13 protein-coding genes and 1 pseudogene are annotated in these 16361 nt (G+C 41.1%); 9 read left to right on the top strand and 5 right to left on the bottom strand.

The features are described 5' to 3' along the window. Positions 1-65 precede the first annotated feature (65 nt). Both AAEU28_RS09115 and AAEU28_RS09110 read right to left on the bottom strand, forming a co-directional pair. A complete protein-coding gene (locus AAEU28_RS09115; protein WP_421963825.1) occupies positions 66-3212 on the bottom strand; it encodes an efflux RND transporter permease subunit in 3147 nt (1048 codons plus the stop codon). Beyond that, positions 3209-4288 (bottom strand): efflux RND transporter periplasmic adaptor subunit, encoded by a 1080-nt coding sequence (locus AAEU28_RS09110; RefSeq protein ID WP_421963824.1) that lies wholly within the window; start codon positions 4286-4288, stop codon positions 3209-3211. The genes AAEU28_RS09115 and AAEU28_RS09110 overlap by 4 nt, the downstream gene beginning before the upstream one ends. 174 nt (positions 4289-4462) lie before the next feature. Here AAEU28_RS09110 and AAEU28_RS09105 point away from each other — a divergent pair, with 174 nt between their 5' ends. The 4 genes and pseudogenes from AAEU28_RS09105 (at position 4463) to AAEU28_RS09090 (ending at position 7877) form a co-directional block, all read left to right on the top strand. Continuing rightward, a complete protein-coding gene (locus AAEU28_RS09105; RefSeq protein ID WP_421963823.1) occupies positions 4463-4654 on the top strand; it encodes a hypothetical protein in 192 nt (63 codons plus the stop codon). 278 nt (positions 4655-4932) lie between these two features. Beyond that, positions 4933-5145, top strand: a pseudogene (locus AAEU28_RS09100) (MmcQ/YjbR family DNA-binding protein); the annotation flags it as partial. Positions 5146-5200: 55 nt separating this feature from the next. Continuing rightward, entirely contained in the window at positions 5201-6661 is a 1461-nt protein-coding gene (locus tag AAEU28_RS09095; protein WP_421963822.1) for a winged helix-turn-helix domain-containing protein, read from the top strand. Positions 6662-6755: 94 nt separating this feature from the next. Next, positions 6756-7877, top strand: coding sequence for a DUF4405 domain-containing protein (locus AAEU28_RS09090; RefSeq protein ID WP_421963821.1), 1122 nt, complete (start codon positions 6756-6758; stop codon positions 7875-7877). Positions 7878-7977: 100 nt separating this feature from the next. Here the strand turns inward: AAEU28_RS09090 and AAEU28_RS09085 are convergent, their stop codons facing one another. From AAEU28_RS09085 to AAEU28_RS09075, 3 genes are all read right to left on the bottom strand, one after another. Next, a complete protein-coding gene (locus AAEU28_RS09085; RefSeq protein ID WP_421963820.1) occupies positions 7978-8625 on the bottom strand; it encodes a hypothetical protein in 648 nt (215 codons plus the stop codon). Between the two features lie 4 nt (positions 8626-8629). Continuing rightward, a complete protein-coding gene (locus AAEU28_RS09080) occupies positions 8630-9118 on the bottom strand; it encodes an RNA polymerase sigma factor (RefSeq protein WP_421963819.1) in 489 nt (162 codons plus the stop codon). 151 nt (positions 9119-9269) lie between these two features. Further along, positions 9270-9878, bottom strand: a complete 609-nt coding sequence (locus AAEU28_RS09075) for a glutathione S-transferase family protein (protein WP_421963818.1) — start codon at positions 9876-9878, stop codon at positions 9270-9272. A gap of 114 nt (positions 9879-9992) precedes the next feature. Between AAEU28_RS09075 and AAEU28_RS09070 the strand changes: the two genes are divergently transcribed. The 5 genes from AAEU28_RS09070 to AAEU28_RS09050 all read left to right on the top strand — a co-directional run bounded on the left by AAEU28_RS09070 (position 9993) and on the right by AAEU28_RS09050 (position 16325). Next, complete coding sequence (locus AAEU28_RS09070; protein ID WP_421963817.1) at positions 9993-10874, top strand: LysR family transcriptional regulator; 882 nt, start codon at positions 9993-9995, stop codon at positions 10872-10874. 114 nt (positions 10875-10988) lie between these two features. After that, positions 10989-11954, top strand: coding sequence for an ABC transporter substrate-binding protein (locus tag AAEU28_RS09065; protein ID WP_421963816.1), 966 nt, complete (start codon positions 10989-10991; stop codon positions 11952-11954). A gap of 62 nt (positions 11955-12016) precedes the next feature. Continuing rightward, positions 12017-14695: an ATP-binding protein gene (locus AAEU28_RS09060; protein ID WP_421963815.1), complete on the top strand. Its 2679-nt coding sequence runs from the start codon at positions 12017-12019 to the stop codon at positions 14693-14695. 80 nt (positions 14696-14775) lie between these two features. Then, positions 14776-15774 (top strand): hypothetical protein, encoded by a 999-nt coding sequence (locus AAEU28_RS09055; protein WP_421963814.1) that lies wholly within the window; start codon positions 14776-14778, stop codon positions 15772-15774. A gap of 17 nt (positions 15775-15791) precedes the next feature. Beyond that, positions 15792-16325, top strand: coding sequence for a GrpB family protein (locus AAEU28_RS09050; protein WP_421963813.1), 534 nt, complete (start codon positions 15792-15794; stop codon positions 16323-16325). Positions 16326-16361: the final 36 nt, after the last annotated feature.

Raw genomic sequence — 16361 nt, 5'->3', positions numbered from 1 at the left:
TAGAAACAAAAAAACGCCCGAACCTTAATAATCCGGGCGTTTTCTAACTTTTCTATATATGCGTTTTAACTTTCTTGTTTGTCTTTACTCTTGTTATAAAGAATAGCGACTAAAAATGCCGGTAAAAAGCTAATACTGAGTAAGGTCGACACCAAAATACCGCTTAATACTATGATACCCACACCACGATATAGCTCAGTACCTTCACCCGGGATCAACACCAAAGGCGCTAAGCCAAAGATAGTGGTCGCCGTAGACATTAAGATGGGCTTGATACGCTTTTCGACTGCTTTTCTGACTGCATCAACCACAGATAGGCCATTATCGATAATAAAACGACGGGTTTGGTCAACAATTAAAATCGGGTTGTTCACCACGGTTCCAAGCAAGATTAAAAAGCCTAACATGGTGATCATATCAAACGGTTGATGGAAGGTTTGCATACCTAAACTCGCAAGCCCTGAGTTTAAGCCATTCACCATCACAAGACCCAGTAAGCCACCCGCCATACCTAGCGGCACAGTCGCTAAAATGAATAACGGATAACGCCAATGGGTGAATATAGCCACTAACAGTAAGTAGCTCAGCACCAATGCAATCATAAAGTTGCCAGATAAAGATGCTTTGGTTGCTTCGAGCTGATCGGCAGCGCCGCTAATACTCACTTTAATGCCTTGAGCGATTTTGCCCTGCTGCCAAAGTGTTGGCAGTAGCTCGTTGCGCACCTTCTCTTCTGCAACTTCTAATGCCACATCTCTAGGCGGAATAATGTAAACCGTCACCGTTCGATTGCCATCAACACGCCTAACTGAGTTACTGTTTTTGCTTTCAACCAAATCTGCTAGTGCATTAAGCGGTAAGACTTCATCTTGTGGCGTCACAATTGGCATACTTTCAAGCTGCTCTAGGGTTTGTTTAGCACCTGCGCCACTGAATAAAAAGATATCCACTTTGTCGTCGTTTAAAATAAACTCATCAACAAACGCCCCATCACTCATGGCCGCGACAGCATAACCGAAATCTCGGCTACTGATCCCAAGCTCAGCCAAACGATGCCAACGTGGTTTTATTTCTATCAAAGGTTGATCAAGGGTTAACGAGCCTGGGTTAGAATTAATCTGTGGGTTATCAAACACTTGATTTGCTTGCTCGTATACGGCCTCTGCTGCACGGTACAAGTCTTCAATGTCATTGCCTGCAATGTCTACCGCGACGGCACGCGTACCACCATCATTACTAGAGATAATCGAGCCGCGTGCCGAGAACGCCCGCATGCCTTCATAGCTTCTAAACTTAGTGGTAATGGCATCCATCATCTCGTTGATATGGTCTGGATCGACTGGCGCACTTAAAAACCAAATACGACCAATTGATACTGACATCGAATAGTAAGAAAGCGGTGGCATATCTGTTTCACCATTGGCGAAAGCGGCACCATCCGCTTTTACGTAATCAGCAAAATAGGTTCTTAACTCACTGCCAATGCGTTCCATTTCAGAAAGGTTGTAATTAGGCGGGGCTATCATCATAGAGAAGGCTTTTGGCTCTTCCCCTTCTGGCAGATATTCCGCTGCTGGCATCAGGGTATAAGCAGCACCTAAAATGACCAAAATAAATGACGCAGAGGCAATACGCGCTCGTTGTTTTGATTGAGTAAAGAATCTCGCACATTTCAGCCAAACTTGACCGTAAGCTTTGCTTTGCTTGGCGCTTTCGCTGGTGACTTCTTGCTTATCTAAACGCGCTAAGGCGACAGGGACCACAAAAATGGCCACCAGCATAGAGGCGATAATTGCGCCACAAATCGCAATGGCAATATCTGAATACAGCTGCCCAGCTTCTTGTTGCACAAATAAGATTGGCGCAAATACCAGTACGGTTGTCGCAGTAGAAGCCAGTACAGCAGGCCAAACTTCTTTCACACCGCTAATGGCGGCTTGGCGCTTTCCTTTACCTTGTTTTTTGGCTTGAAAAATCGACTCAAGCACGACTATGGTGTTATCAACCGTCATGCCAATCGCAAAGGCAACTCCCGCTAAAGAGATCACATTAATAGTGCGACCAAAACTCATTAAGGCTAAAAACGCGGCGATGGTACAAATCGGAATACCCAACACACCAATTAAGGTAGCGCGTCCTGATCGCAAGAAGAAATACATGACTAAGGTTGCGAGCAAGCCACCGAGAATAAGGTTAAACCATACGTTCTCAAGGGAGCTTCGGACATACTGCACGTCATCACTCATGAGCGTCAGGCTCAAGCCGTTTTGTTTTAGTAGCTGATGATTTAATTCATCAACAATTGGCAGCATATCGTCTTTAATCGCCAAAACATTTGAGCCACTTTCGCGACGTACGGACAAACTCAGTGTACGCTCACCCACATTGTAAGACAGGCTGCGTGTTTCAAAGTGATCTAAAGTCACCGTTGCCACATCTTTGAGGTAAATATTGGCGTTGTTTTCACTGCGAATAATCAGGCTTTCAAGCTCTGTAAGTTGCTCAAAGCGCCCAACTACGCGCAATAAATATCGGCTAGTGCCACTTTCAATATCACCTGCAGAGGCATCTCGGTTACGATTACGAATGGCATTGCGAAGCTCGCTTAAGCTGATACCACGTTGAGCAAGTTGCTCGGCATCAACCTTTATTTGAATTTGTCTTTGCGCACCACCACCCACTCTCACTTCAGACACACCAGAAACGCTTTCCATGCGCGGTCGAATAAAGTCTTCTGCAAAATCTCTTAATAAGTCGACATCCAGATTAAGTGGATTACCCGGCAGTGGCTTAAGCACAAAATACATAAACGCATTGCCCGAAAAAGAACTCGAAAATAACCTTGGCTGATCCACGTTTTCGGGGTAACTGGGCACCTGACTTAAAGCATTGTTTACCCGAATAAGCGCATCATTGGCATCGACCCCAAACGGAAACTCCAACTCTATTTCAGCACTGCCCATTCGCGCATAAGACACCATACGTTTTAAATTTGGTAGGCTCCTTAAATAACGCTCTTGCTCAATTAAGATTTCTTTTTCAACATCTTGAGGAGTTGCGCCCGCCCAGCCTGTTTGCACAGTGATGGTGCGTACTTCTAAATCAGGGATCATCTGCACGGGAATGTTTAACGCGCCAACCAACCCCAGAATACAGCTAATTAATACCACTACGGTGACAAGCACACCGCGTTTGACGGCACCTTCAATCATAGGGCATTACCTGCAACGCTTTTCACCGACACTTTTGCACCGCTTTGCAATAACTCAACCCCTGCTTTGATGTATTGCTGCGAGGCTGATGCCCCTTTTACTGCCACTCGCTCAGCTTGCTGCTGCGTCACTTCAACAAATACGCGCTCAGCAGTATTGTTATTAATTGCAAAAATACTATAACCACCATCAGGGTGACGCTTTAACGCTGACTTAGGTAACCACACCTGCGCATTGTCAGCAGCGGGTAATTGAATGGTCACTTTAGCCGAGCTGCCCATCACAAAACCACTGTTTTCAGGCACCGTCACAAATACCTTAAAAGTACGATTTGCTTTATTTACTGAGGCAATAACGCGCTCTACTTGGCTATTAATGACTACACTATTATTTTGCTGATTGTGGATACTTGCTTGGATTGCGCTTGCTTGTGAAAACTCAGCAAAATATTGCTGAGGCGCGGCAAGCTCGATACGTAATTTATCATTTGAGATGAGGCTAAATACTTTGTCTTGTGTGCCAATCCATTCACCCACATCTACCATACGATCTGTCACCACGCCCGCAAATGGCGCTTTGATATGGTGACGAGTTAATAACTCTTGTTGTAGTGCGAGCTTAGCCTTAGCATTTTTTAGCTCGGCATCCGCTTTACTGATATTGGCTTGTCGTTCAGCCAGTAAAGTTTGTGCAACTAATTGGCGCTTCGATAATGCTTTTAACTCTTGATGTAAACGCTGTGCTTCTTGTAAAGCCACCTCAGCAATATTGAGCTCGGCACTGGCTTGCTCAAATTGCAACTGCGCTAAGGTGTCATCTAATGAGAGTAACAACTCACCTTGTGTAACCTCATCACCCGCTTCAACAAAAATGTTAGCCACAATACCTGATTGCTGACTCGCCAATTGCGCATTATGAACTGCACTGACCGACCCTGTTAATATTAACCCAGCATCTACTGCTCGCTCGGGATAAACCACATCTACTTCAATAGACTCAGCTTTTACCGAATCACTATAAAAACCGACTGCCACTATGGTTACAAACCAAAGCACCGACAACTGCACACAACGCATAGCAAACCTCAAATGATAATTATTAGCAGTAATGTAATAGATTCTTATCCAATACTCAGCAATTTTGCGATAAGACTCTATTTATTATCTATTAACCTACAATCAGTTATGTCAAATTAATGTCTAAACAACCTGAGCTCAGGTTTAATACAATTAAAGGGTTAACACTAGACGATGGATCACCTGCAAGCACATGAATATTTAATCTCCAAGCCCGAGACTACCGTTAGCCAGCCTTTCGGTGAGGGAGTCGATGTTTATAAAGTGAAAGGAAAAATGTTCGCGACTTTGGCACTGGGAAAAATGGGCAAAGGCACTGAAACAACCCCATATTGGTGGATGAACTTAGGGCGTGCTTACCTTTGAGGTATGAATTTTGTTCAAATCAAAGGCTTTCAATACGCGAAATGAGCTGCGCAGCAAAGGTTGCCCCGCATAATGGGTTATGTAAGTGGCGAATGACAAAGTCGTGGAAGCCTTTGGTTGAACTCTTCGAGCAGCGCGAGTTGGATATTTATTCGACGTTATCAGCTGACTTACATAGAATAACTATGCTACGCAACCTCTGCGGGGCAGCCCCTGCCTTGCCTAAACACCCAACTCACTGCTGCAAAAACACACAGCAAAGGTAAACACGCCCTTAATGTAACCCCGACGAAGCTCATATATTAAGGGATATTTTCGATGCCGTGATCCCCGGCTATCACATGAATAAACGACTTTGGAACACCATCATACTCGACGGCTCTATTCCACAAGGTGAAATCGAACGCATGATAGACAACTCTTTTATGTTAGTGGTCGAGAAAATGCCGAAGAAAGCACAGACTTCGATTTTATTGCAACTGTCACTTTGATTAAAACGCATGTTCCATTAAGGTAACAGGCTCCATATGCTTAAAAGTGCTTATTGTGCAGTATCAAACATCAAATTACATTATTGACAGCAATGCCTTAACCGTTAAAACCCGTGATGGTGAAACGTTGACGATACGTCCTAAAACTTGTCAGCTTTTACTTTTATTAATTCGTAATGCTGGTCAACCGGTAAATAAGCAGGCTATTTTGGATGAGGTATGGGGCGACTCCGTTGTTGCTGAGCAAGTCGTTTTTCAGTCTATTAATGAGCTTAGACAGCTCTTTCAAAATGAAGATGTAATTAAAACTATCCCCAAACAAGGCTATGTTTGGCTCCCAACGGTGACAGAAAAGCCCCCTAAGCAATCGTCACTCAATAGAAAAGCTGCATTTTTAACTGTTACCTTATGTGCTTTTCTTTCCACTTTGTTTTTTGCGCTCACATCATTAAATCAAGCACCCAATGAACAGAGCAAGGTTCAAGGCTCTATTGTTATTTTACCGACGCAAAATCAAATTGAAGGAAACGACCATAGCTGGGTTCGTTTAGGGTTAATGGACCAGGTCATACAGCGTTTACCCAATAATCAAGAGCATGGTGTATTACAGACCGATTATGTGCTGGAAGTGCTAGAGCGAGCAGGCGCGCCCTTGAGCAATGTTCAACCTGAGCATATTAGACAAATATTTACCGTCTCTGGCGCCGAGCTGGTTGTCTCCTCAAAACTTTCTGGCTCACCGCATGACTATCAGCTAAGTTATGCGCTGCATTATAAGAACACCCAACAAAAAGGCGTGCTATTTGGTCGTAACATTCAAGATGTGATCGATGAATTTAGCGATAAAGTGGCAAAACAATTAGGCGAAAAAAGCTCCCTACAAGCCAACAACTATCATGCCGATTTTAATCATGAGATGTTAGGGGTTGCCATTGACCTAAAGCTTGAAGACAACCATCTAGCTGCAAAACCTCTTCTTGAGAGTATCATTGCGAATGATCCTGAAAACCTGACTGCTCAAAGAATTTTAGTCAGTACGCTATTTGCCCTAAAAGACTACTCTGCAGTAAAAAAACACCTGATGTTGGCTATTCCACTCGCTCAAAAACTCAATGATAAAAATGAGTTAAGTCGCTTACATTATCTCGATGCCATTCACGCCATAATTGAGGGAGATGACGAACTAGCTAAACCAAGAGTTGAGCAAGCTTTGCAAGTAGCCCAAAGCAATAATGATTGGCTATTTATGGCCTACTCGAAAGATTTGTTGGCACGAATTGCTCAGCACCAAGGTGAATACGAATTAGCTAAAACGTATTACCTCGAAGCCAAAAAACATCACCAAGTTTTACGCTGCCCGGTTGGCGAAAGCAGTGTTTGGGCCAGCCTTGCTTTACTTGCCAAAAAGCAAAACAAACTTGATGAGTTCAACACTTCATTAAACAAAGCCAAGCAGATAGCTAAGAGTCGAGCGCTTACAAATCAACTCAAATACTTAAACACTCTAAATTATTAACAATAAAATCAATAACCTTAGATAATTTTAGAAAGCTTTAGTGGCTTTTATTACCTCATGTAAGCGACAAAGAGGTAATTCAAAAGGAGTCACTATGTCATTTTTTAATGCCCGAGTATTTATCGGCACCCTATTATTTTTAGCCTTCATTGTGATGTTGGTTACCTCTGTATTGTTATACAGTCAACAGCATGATGTTGTTGTAGCGCTTATTCACACTTTAATTGGCGCAGCCATGATGTTGGTCGTCGTATGGCACTTATTTAAAAATTCAAAACCTCTCTTCGCTTATTTAAACCCATTAAAGAAACATATGGGCAAAGTCAGTTTGGCCATGCCGCTAGCCGTTTTATTGGTAGGTTATTTGTTGGCATCACCATTTTTCGCTCTACCACCCGCAATGCAAGTTTACACTTGGGGCCAAACCCTAAAAGCCGCAGATAAAGCAGACCAAGATAAAGAACTAAAATATGTCGAGCGTGTAATTACCCCTGCAGATGCCAGCGGACAAACAATTACCTTAGAACTGAAAAAAGGCCCTTACTTTATGTGGCCACAATATGCGTTTTGGTTAGAAACATTAGACGGTGAATTTGTTCAGCCGCTCTATGTCACAGAGAAAATCGCCACTAATAATTTCACCAATAAAGTCTCTAAAATAAATCCTGATCAAGTATTCGATGCGCATTTACTTATCGGCGAAAATGCAATCGGTAGAGAGGCATTAACCGGTGGTGAAGATAGTGATTCAAAAGACACCCGCATGCGCCCAGAGTCGCTGCCTGTGTTTTTGCATCAACTTGGTGTACAGGCCAGTAATGGCTTCTACCTGCCAACCGATAATAAACTGGTTGTCGACGGCTTTAGTGGTGCAACCATGACAGATAATTTCATTTATTCTATTCAGCTGCCGACCTCACTAACAGGTCAATACCGTATCCGTTTTGAGATAAACCATTCATTCGATTACAACTCTTACTACAGTAGTGACCGATTCCCTGACGATCCTGTATATTCAGGCGACGGCTATACTGCGCAACCCTCGCTTATTTATCAAGCCATCGTCGATTTTGACCAGCCAAGTACACTACAGCAAATGCAGCTTATCGGTCATGGTCACCACTCAGGAAAAGATGGCGATGTTCGTACTGATCTCAGTAACTTCACCACCGCACTAGAGTTAGTTGACAGGATCTTAGTTTCTCATTCCCTATAACAGAAAAGCGCAGCCAACTGGCTGCGCTTTCGTTTTAAATGAAGTTTGATTAATTGAAGTGCCCATCAAATAAGCGCTAAGTAACTTGTTCCTAAGCAAATTACTGCTGTGCTTTTAAAGCACGCATATCTGCGATCAATTCATCGAGCTTTTTAAATTGTCTGCCGTAAATGATATCTAAGTCTAAACGATACAAAGCTTCTGAGTATCGCACGACCAACAAAAACATCACTGTGATAACCGCCCAAACATAACCTGGAATATCTAAAAATACATACTCTGTCGGATAATGCTTCAAAAGCAAAGCCATCACTTTACCACCTGCATTACTCGCTAGCCCTTGTGTCACCATACCGATGTAAAATAACGGATAAAAAAACCGGTAGTATTTCGAGTAAGCATTTATTGAGTCTTTAAGCCAAGTATCAAAGCTTTCTAAATACTCTAGACTGCTCTGCCCTTTCGATAAGTTATGTGACTTGATGAGCTCTTTTTTTGCTATCAGTACAAGCGGCGTTAACAATGCGCAGATATACACGCCTAGCCACGGTGCACCAATTAAGCTCATTACCACCAGCATGACTAAAGCACCAATCACAATGGCTTTAATATTCACTGCAAACATCTTTTGCAGTTTATCTACAGTATTTTGCGACTTTCTATTGTATAAGTCGTTCACTTTTGGCGCTGATAGCTCACCTTCACTCACAAAACCTTGTTTCCACATTGCTTCAATAGACTTACTCATGCGTTCACTCCTGCGCTTGTATAAACTTGTTTAATCTTTCTTTAATACGCGTAATGCGTACGCCAATACTGTTTGTGTTAGCACCAATAATTTCGCCAATCTCAACGTAAGATTTCTCTTCTAAATAAAGCAAAATCACTGCTCTATCTATCTCTGACAAATGCTTAATTGCGTTATAAAGCAGGTTAATGTCATCAGAGCCAAATGCCTTGGCATCGTCATGGACTTCATCTGGTAAAGCATCAGACACAAACTGCTGCTGACCTTTTTTGCGCTGTTTTAAATGGGTCAAACAAACATTTAGAGCCACCTTATAAATCCATGTTGACCATTTAGACTCAGCATTAAAATTGTCTCTGCTACGCCAAATTTGCAGGCACACCTCTTGGTAGTAATCTTCAAAATCTTCTTGGCTATGGGTATATGCCCGACAAATTTTGATGATGATCCCCGCAAAAGGCAGTATTGATTGCTGATAAAAATCGCTTCCCATTCACCTCGTTCCATTTTGTATTTTTCTAGTTAGTAGATATCTGATGGAATTTATTACAGCTTATGGGAATTTTTTTTTCGAAGGAAAGGTTTTGTCAAACTAATAAGTCGCCAAGCCACTAAATCTAAAAGATGGCTTGGCTATAACAGGGCTAGAGTGATAATAATGTGGGTGAATTGGTCTGCGTTTGCTGTAAGCGTTGTTTGTAATCTTTTATTTCAGGAAAACGCTCAGCTAAGTCGAAGCTCAACATTCTATCCCACCCTAATATCACCGCGAGATAATAATCAGCCAGCGTTGGTAAGCTGCCCGCTAAAAATGGTTGTTTCTGAAGCTGCTGCTCAATCAACCCGAATAACTTTACTAATTCCTCTTCGGCATTGGCTTTTACCACCTCCAGCTCATTGGCAAAACGCTCTGGTTGGAATACACGAGAAAAATGCCCATGTACCGTTGATGCAACAAAGTTTAACCATTTGAGCGCGTCAGCGCCCTCAGTCGTTGCTAAGCCAGGGATCAAAGCAGCCTCAGGATGCTTTTGCGATAGATGGATTAATATCGCTTCACCTTGGGTTAAAATGTGCTTATCGGTTTTTAACACTGGCACTTTACCAAGTGGGTTTACTGCTAAAAACTGTTCACTAAATTGTTCATTCTGAAACAGGTCGATGATCTCAACATTATGCTCTACACCAATAATCTCTAAAGTAATTAACACGGCTGTAGAACAGGTAATGGGGCAATGATAAAGGGTATACATAATTCTTCCTTTTAATAAGTCACTTAGCTTTAGGTTAATTTAGGATTAATTTACGACTTTTTTTGAGGAAAAAAATTACTACTTTTTGCATATCTTTTGTGCAAAAATGCACAGATGAACTTAGATGATGATTATCAATATATTCTTGCACTGGCTACTCATGGCAGCTTGTCGGCCGCGGCTAAACAGCTCAATGTGACGCACACAACGGTTGCCAGAAGAATTCAAGCATATGAAGCGCGCTTCAATGCGACCCTGTTTGAACGGGTTCCTAAAGGTTATCAATTAACTAAAATTGGCCGAGAAGTGCTGCCCGACATTGAAAGTTTGAAAAGCTTGCAAGGTCATATTGAGCGACAGCTCGTAGGGCAAAACCAAAGCTTACAAGGAGAGGTGAGCATCGCCTTAACCCCTGAACTGGCGCATGATTACTTACTCCCATTACTTGATGAATTTTATCAGTGCTTTCCACATATTCAGCTCAATTTAATGATGGGCACCAGTCAAAAAGACCTCAATGCCAGAGAAGCCGACATTGCGCTCAGGTTTACACCTGAGCCAACCCAATCGGACTTGATTGGCAAAAAACTGTTTGCATCTAATTGGGGCGTCTATGCCAGCGAGAGCTACTTAAAGAAGTCAAAAGAAGTCGATAACCTATTACTATGGAAGCTAGAATTTGATAAAGATTGGTATCAAGGCCACTTTGACAAAACCCAAATCATCGCTCGATTTGATAACTTAGCAGCATTGATCAGTGCAACAGATCAAGGCTTAGGTATTGCTAAATTACCCTGTGGCTTAGCCGACCAATCTAAATACAAAAATTTAAGAAGACTCCAAATCACCTCGCCTCCATCCATTTGGAGTTTATGGCTGCTTTATCACTATGATTTAAAAGAAGCCGCCAAAATCATGGCTATTAAATCTTTTTTAATTGAACACTTTTCACAATTTGAACGAAGATTTTCAGGCGAAACAAGTCGTTATTATTAGAAGCTTGAGCCATTTAAGTTCTTCGCTCTTGATTAAAAGTCAATCTGTTCGCCTTGCCAGAGCCAGAAATTGGTCAATACTTAGGAATACTATTTCGCTATTCGACCCAAAGTTATGTGGCTACTCTCAAAAAAGATAATCCTCTTTGCTTCTCTTTTGTTTCTCATATCTTGCAAAAGCGACCCACCACAAACGTTACGTATCGCCATCAACCCTTGGCCTGGTTATGAAGTACTCCATTTAGCCCAAGAGAAAGGTTTTTTTGAAAAAGTTGGACTTAATGTTGAGCTTGTCAGAGTTGCCTCATTAGCCGATACACAAAGAGTTTATTTGAATAACAAGGTAGATGGTCTCACCAGCACCTTGATAGAAGCTATTCAAATTCAGTCATTTGCAGTGAGGCCACTCACCATTGCCTTGCTAGCAGACTACTCATTAGGAGGAGATGTCATTGTTGCTCACAGATCGATTGCTGAAATGACAGATTTAAAAGAAAACACAGTCGGTACTGAAGTCTCTTCATTGGGTATCTACATACTCCAAAGAGGCCTACAAAAACACAACCTAAGTTTAGATGACGTCAAAATTAAAAATGTTGAGCAAATGTCTGGTATCAAAGAGATGAATAAAGGCGAAATTTCGGCGTTTGTTACCTACCCCCCCATTTCAACAGAGTTATTAAAAAATCCCAATTACCATATCATTTTTGACAGTAGTGAGATCCCAAGAGAAGTGGTGGATATTGTCAGCATCTCTCAAAGCTATCTAAAAAAGCACCCTGACACATTAGAAAAGCTCTGGCAAGTTTGGCAGCTATCCTATGAGTTTATCCAAACTCATCCAGATGAAGCTATGACAAAAATGGCTAAATTAGAAGGTTTAGAGGTTGCTGATTTCTCTGATGCCTTCAACAACCTTGAGATGCAAACAGGTGATACACAAGCAGAATTAATTTCTCATAGCTTTCTTAAAAGTGTCACTGAGCAAGTCTGCGAGACTTTATGGCGCATTAAATCAATCGATAAGCCATGTGGTTTTGTGCCAAGTATGTTTCATATGCCACTAGAACAAAGTAAATGATAAAAAACTCGCTTTATCTTAAATCGACCATACCTTTGCTTTTGCTTGGTATAAGCTCCTTTTTGCTTTTCACACGCTTTATTGCTGACGAATATCGATTACAACACGAGCGCTTTATTGATTCTTTGGTGGATAACGTGATCACCAGCATGAGTATCTCTGCAGAAGTCGACGCCTCTAGAGAGAATTTACAGCGCGTGCTTGCTGCGCTATCTAGCAATAGCGCTATTCGAGATATTATGATCATTGCCCCTGAATCTCTTGATATTGTGGCATCTAAAAGACTATATATTCAAAAGAGAAGCTTACTTGACTCTGAAACACTAGGAAAAAAAGAGCTCGACGAATTATTACAACATAAGCACCAGCTAAATGACAAAGTTAGGGTGATTTATCACCATGATGAGAATTGGTATGCATTGTCTTGGTTGTACCTGGTTGACCCTGAAATAAGAAGATTACGGGCTTATTATTTTTGGATACATATAGATTCCACTCAACATGAAGAAAAGCTGAACCAGCAATTAGGCAGCTTCACGTTTAACTTTTTAATTATTATTTCTATTATGGTTGGGCTGTCGTTTTGGCTACTTAATTACTTTGTTACCAACCCCCTCACTAAAATTGGCGCGACCATTCGAAAAGGCCTGCCCATCCCTAAAGATATCATCAAACAACAAGGTGGGGATGTCATTGCGAGAGTTGCAATATCTTACAATAAAGCCATTAAGCAAGCGCAAGAAAGGGCTGAGCAATTAGAAAAAACGCGGCACTATATTGATGGGATCACACAGCATGTTCCCGTGCTCCTTACCTATGTCGATCGCGAACAAAAATACCGCTTTGCGAATAAACTCTACTGCCAGTTATTTAAGTTGAATGAAGACGAAATCGTAGGAAACACCGTCAAATCGGTTCTACCCGTTGATATTTATGACAGAATTCAAGATCACCTCTTTAATGCTTTAAAAGGCAATGAAACTGCATTTGAGATTGATGTCACAATAGGCGGCGTTAGAAAGTATCTAATTACCACCTACACCCCTGACTTTGCACTTAATGGCGATGTTGAAGGGGTGTTTGCCTGTATTGAAGATGTCACTGAGCTCAAAAACTCAGAAGAGCAATTGGCCAAATACGCCTCTGATATGGAGTTTAATAATTGGGCATTAGAAGAAGCCAAAGAACAAGCCGAGAATGCCTCAAAAGCCAAAGCTGACTTTTTAGCGACCATGAGTCATGAAATAAGAACGCCCATGAACGGCGTACTTGGTATGTTAGACTCTTTAAAAAGCACTCCATTAAACAAAGAACAAACCGAACAAGTTGATATCGCCAGTCGTAGTGCACTCTCGTTAATGCGCATTATTAACGATATCTTAGACTTTTCAAAAATTGAATCAGGTAAATTGGAAATAGATATCAATGAATTTGATGTCGTGAAATTAATCAAAGAGACCGCTACTTCGTTTGCCAAGCAAACCCATGAAAAGAATATCGCTCTTATTTTAGATATTGATGAAATTACTCTACCGATCATCTCTTCCGATTCTGTCAGAATAAAGCAAATACTCACTAATTTAATCGGGAATGCTGTCAAATTTACAGAGTCTGGTGAAATTATTGTCAAAGCTCAGTATGTATACTCGAAAGACCATCACGCACCAGAAATAAAACTCCAAGTATCAGATACAGGGATAGGCATACCCGAGGATAAATGTGACTTAATTTTCGAGCATTTTTCACAGGCAGATACATCCACGACAAGACAGTTTGGGGGGACGGGATTAGGGCTCAGTATTGTCAGTAAGCTTTGCGAGTTATTAGGCGGTGAAATAGTCGTAAAAAGTAAACTAGGGTTAGGCAGTACTTTTACCGTCACCTTGCCACTCTCAAGTAAACACTCAGAAAATCAGCAATTCCAGCATTGTATATTCCATGATTTCACAGCAAAACATTTCCACTTTGTGGACATTAATTCAAGCTTCTTCAATGCGTGTGAGCGAACTTTAAGTAAGTTTGATATCGCCATACATAAACATAAAAACATTACTTTGCTTGAAGAGGACATTAAAAAGCTCAATGAAGAGCAATTATCTTCTCACTTTTATGTACTAAACTGGTCAACAGAAGATAACTACGATATAGACAGATTTGTCTCTTCATACATCGCTAATACAGTCACCTTATTACCTTTTAATACCTCGATTGAAGGGCACTTTAAACAAGCTGATGTGCAACAAGTTAAATACTGTAAAACCCCATGCACTCTACTCGATATCGTGCATAGGCTAGCGCAAACCGAAGATAGCTATGCAACTGTGAGTGCGACTGCTCAAACTAAAGGTCAAACAACTCTGTTTAAGCATGTCCTCGTAGTCGAAGATATGCCAATTAACCAAATCGTCGTTACACAGATGCTAAACGGTGCCGTTGAACAACTTGATTTTGCAAATAATGGTCTAGAAGCGCTAACTAAATTAAAAGAGCATGAAGATAACTATTATGAGTTAGTCTTGATGGACTGCTTAATGCCCGTGATGGATGGCTACGAGGCAACGCGAAGAATTAGAAAACGCGAAGCCGGTGAGCATAATCAATATATTCCAATCATCGCCATGACAGCTAATGCTATGAACGGCGATAAAGAAAAGTGTTTTGACGCGGGCATGGATGAATATATTAGTAAGCCACTGATAAAAGAGGATCTTATCGCATTATTAGAGCGCTTTTCTATATAAACTTTATTGAGCCTAATTAGAGAAAGAGATAAGAATAGCTCCCATATTAGGCTATCAATTTAACCTAAAAGGAACTCTCAGTGAGTAACATCACTTTAAATCGTTTACCTTTGTTATTTCTCCTCAGCCTAGTTGCTACTTATGCTTGGTTTTATAGTTCTTCCTCTTTTCTCAATGAATATGGTAGCTACAAGCCTGAATGGCCGTTACTCCTTGATACTTTCATTACGCTTCCTTTGATTTGCTATGTTTGTTTAGCAGATAAGAAACAAGCAACAATTAAAGCTATAACCTATTGTGCATTGATCATTCTATTTGGCGCTTACTTCATACCTACTCAGCAAAAATTTATTTGGCACTATTTAGAGCAAGCGCGATATCTAGTATTAGCGCTAGTACTATTTATTGAACTTGTAGTGGTTGCATCTGTGATAGCTGCAATTAAAACGAATTTAAATACTCACGCTGATCCTGATGAGAGCCTGATAACCCCTTTAAAACGCTGGTTAACGTCAGCTCCTGTATTGAACTTAATGCAATTTGATATGCGAATGTGGGTGTTTTGCTTATTTGCCCATAAAATAAAAGGTGAAAACTATATTGGCGAACAACACTTTTGGTATGCCAACAAAGATGACGCGAAAGGCAATGCACTTGGGTTTATCTTTTTGATGGCACTCGAGATCCCGATTGCACACCTGGTTCTGCATTTTGTATGGTCACCTTTGGCTGCCAATGTTATCTCGTTGTTATCAATTTTTGGGTTGGTACTATTTATTGGTGAGTATCGTGCTATGTCTCGCCGACCTATTTCTCTCACTCAAACTCACTTAATCGTTAGATACGGTATTTATAATCCGCTTCATATTGCGCTGGATAATATTGAAAGCGTATCGCCGCATCATGAATTTGTGCCAAGAAGCAATGAAGTTAACAGGTATAATTTCTCAGGCGTGCCCAATATCGAAATAAAGCTAAGAAGCCCAATTGGTGGAAAATCTAAGATTTATCTAGGGGTAGATAGTCCATCAATGCTGTTAAACAGCCTTAACAAAGCATCTGATAAAACCACAAACTAAAAGCAACTGAGCAAAGCATGTCAAAAATTAAATTTATTCCCTATCAGTTAGTTCCTGCCAGCTTTAACCCTTGGCGAGACATCTTTTTAGACCTTGCACAAGCGGTTATTGCTGAGCTCGCGCACCCTGATTTTGAGTTTTTACACTTTGGGTCAAGCTCTTTTAAAGTGGCAGGTAAAGGCATTATTGATATTTCAATATTGTATAAAGCAGGTCAGCTAACTGAAGCGGTCGAGCATTTAAAAAGTATTGGATTTAGCGACCAACACAGTAATAAACCCTTTCCAGAAAACCGCCCTCGCAAAGATATTGCTGTTATTTTTAAAAATGAAACCTTTCAAGTTCATGCGCATGTCATTGAATTAGGCAGAGAAGAGCATTTAAAGCAAGTTAACTTTAAAACACACATGCTCAATAACCCAGATGCGCGTGCCCAGTACGAAGCGACAAAACAGCGGGTTATTGCTGATGGGCTAACTGTGCAAGATGACTACGGCAAAGCAAAATCACCTTTTGTGAAAAATGTTTTACAGGAGATGGCAAAACTATAATTTAACCTGAGCTTTGGTTAAGAGATTTACCAATAT

It is taken from the genome of Pseudoalteromonas sp. SS15, from assembly GCF_049257195.1.
Lineage (GTDB): Bacteria > Pseudomonadota > Gammaproteobacteria > Enterobacterales > Alteromonadaceae > Pseudoalteromonas.
The sequence above is the reverse complement of the archived record's forward strand: the minus strand, read 5'-3'. Positions and strand labels throughout refer to the sequence as shown.

Coding starts and splice junctions, on each gene's coding strand:
- AAEU28_RS09105 (WP_421963823.1), top strand. CDS start 4,463: ATGGATCACCTGCAAGCACATGAATATTTAATCTCCAAGCCCGAGACT.
- AAEU28_RS09085 (WP_421963820.1), bottom strand. CDS start 8,625: ATGAGTAAGTCTATTGAAGCAATGTGGAAACAAGGTTTTGTGAGTGAA.
- AAEU28_RS09110 (WP_421963824.1), bottom strand. CDS start 4,288: ATGCGTTGTGTGCAGTTGTCGGTGCTTTGGTTTGTAACCATAGTGGCA.
- AAEU28_RS09075 (WP_421963818.1), bottom strand. CDS start 9,878: ATGTATACCCTTTATCATTGCCCCATTACCTGTTCTACAGCCGTGTTA.
- AAEU28_RS09115 (WP_421963825.1), bottom strand. CDS start 3,212: ATGATTGAAGGTGCCGTCAAACGCGGTGTGCTTGTCACCGTAGTGGTA.
- AAEU28_RS09080 (WP_421963819.1), bottom strand. CDS start 9,118: ATGGGAAGCGATTTTTATCAGCAATCAATACTGCCTTTTGCGGGGATC.
- AAEU28_RS09065 (WP_421963816.1), top strand. CDS start 10,989: ATGTGGCTACTCTCAAAAAAGATAATCCTCTTTGCTTCTCTTTTGTTT.
- AAEU28_RS09070 (WP_421963817.1), top strand. CDS start 9,993: ATGAACTTAGATGATGATTATCAATATATTCTTGCACTGGCTACTCAT.
- AAEU28_RS09050 (WP_421963813.1), top strand. CDS start 15,792: ATGTCAAAAATTAAATTTATTCCCTATCAGTTAGTTCCTGCCAGCTTT.
- AAEU28_RS09090 (WP_421963821.1), top strand. CDS start 6,756: ATGTCATTTTTTAATGCCCGAGTATTTATCGGCACCCTATTATTTTTA.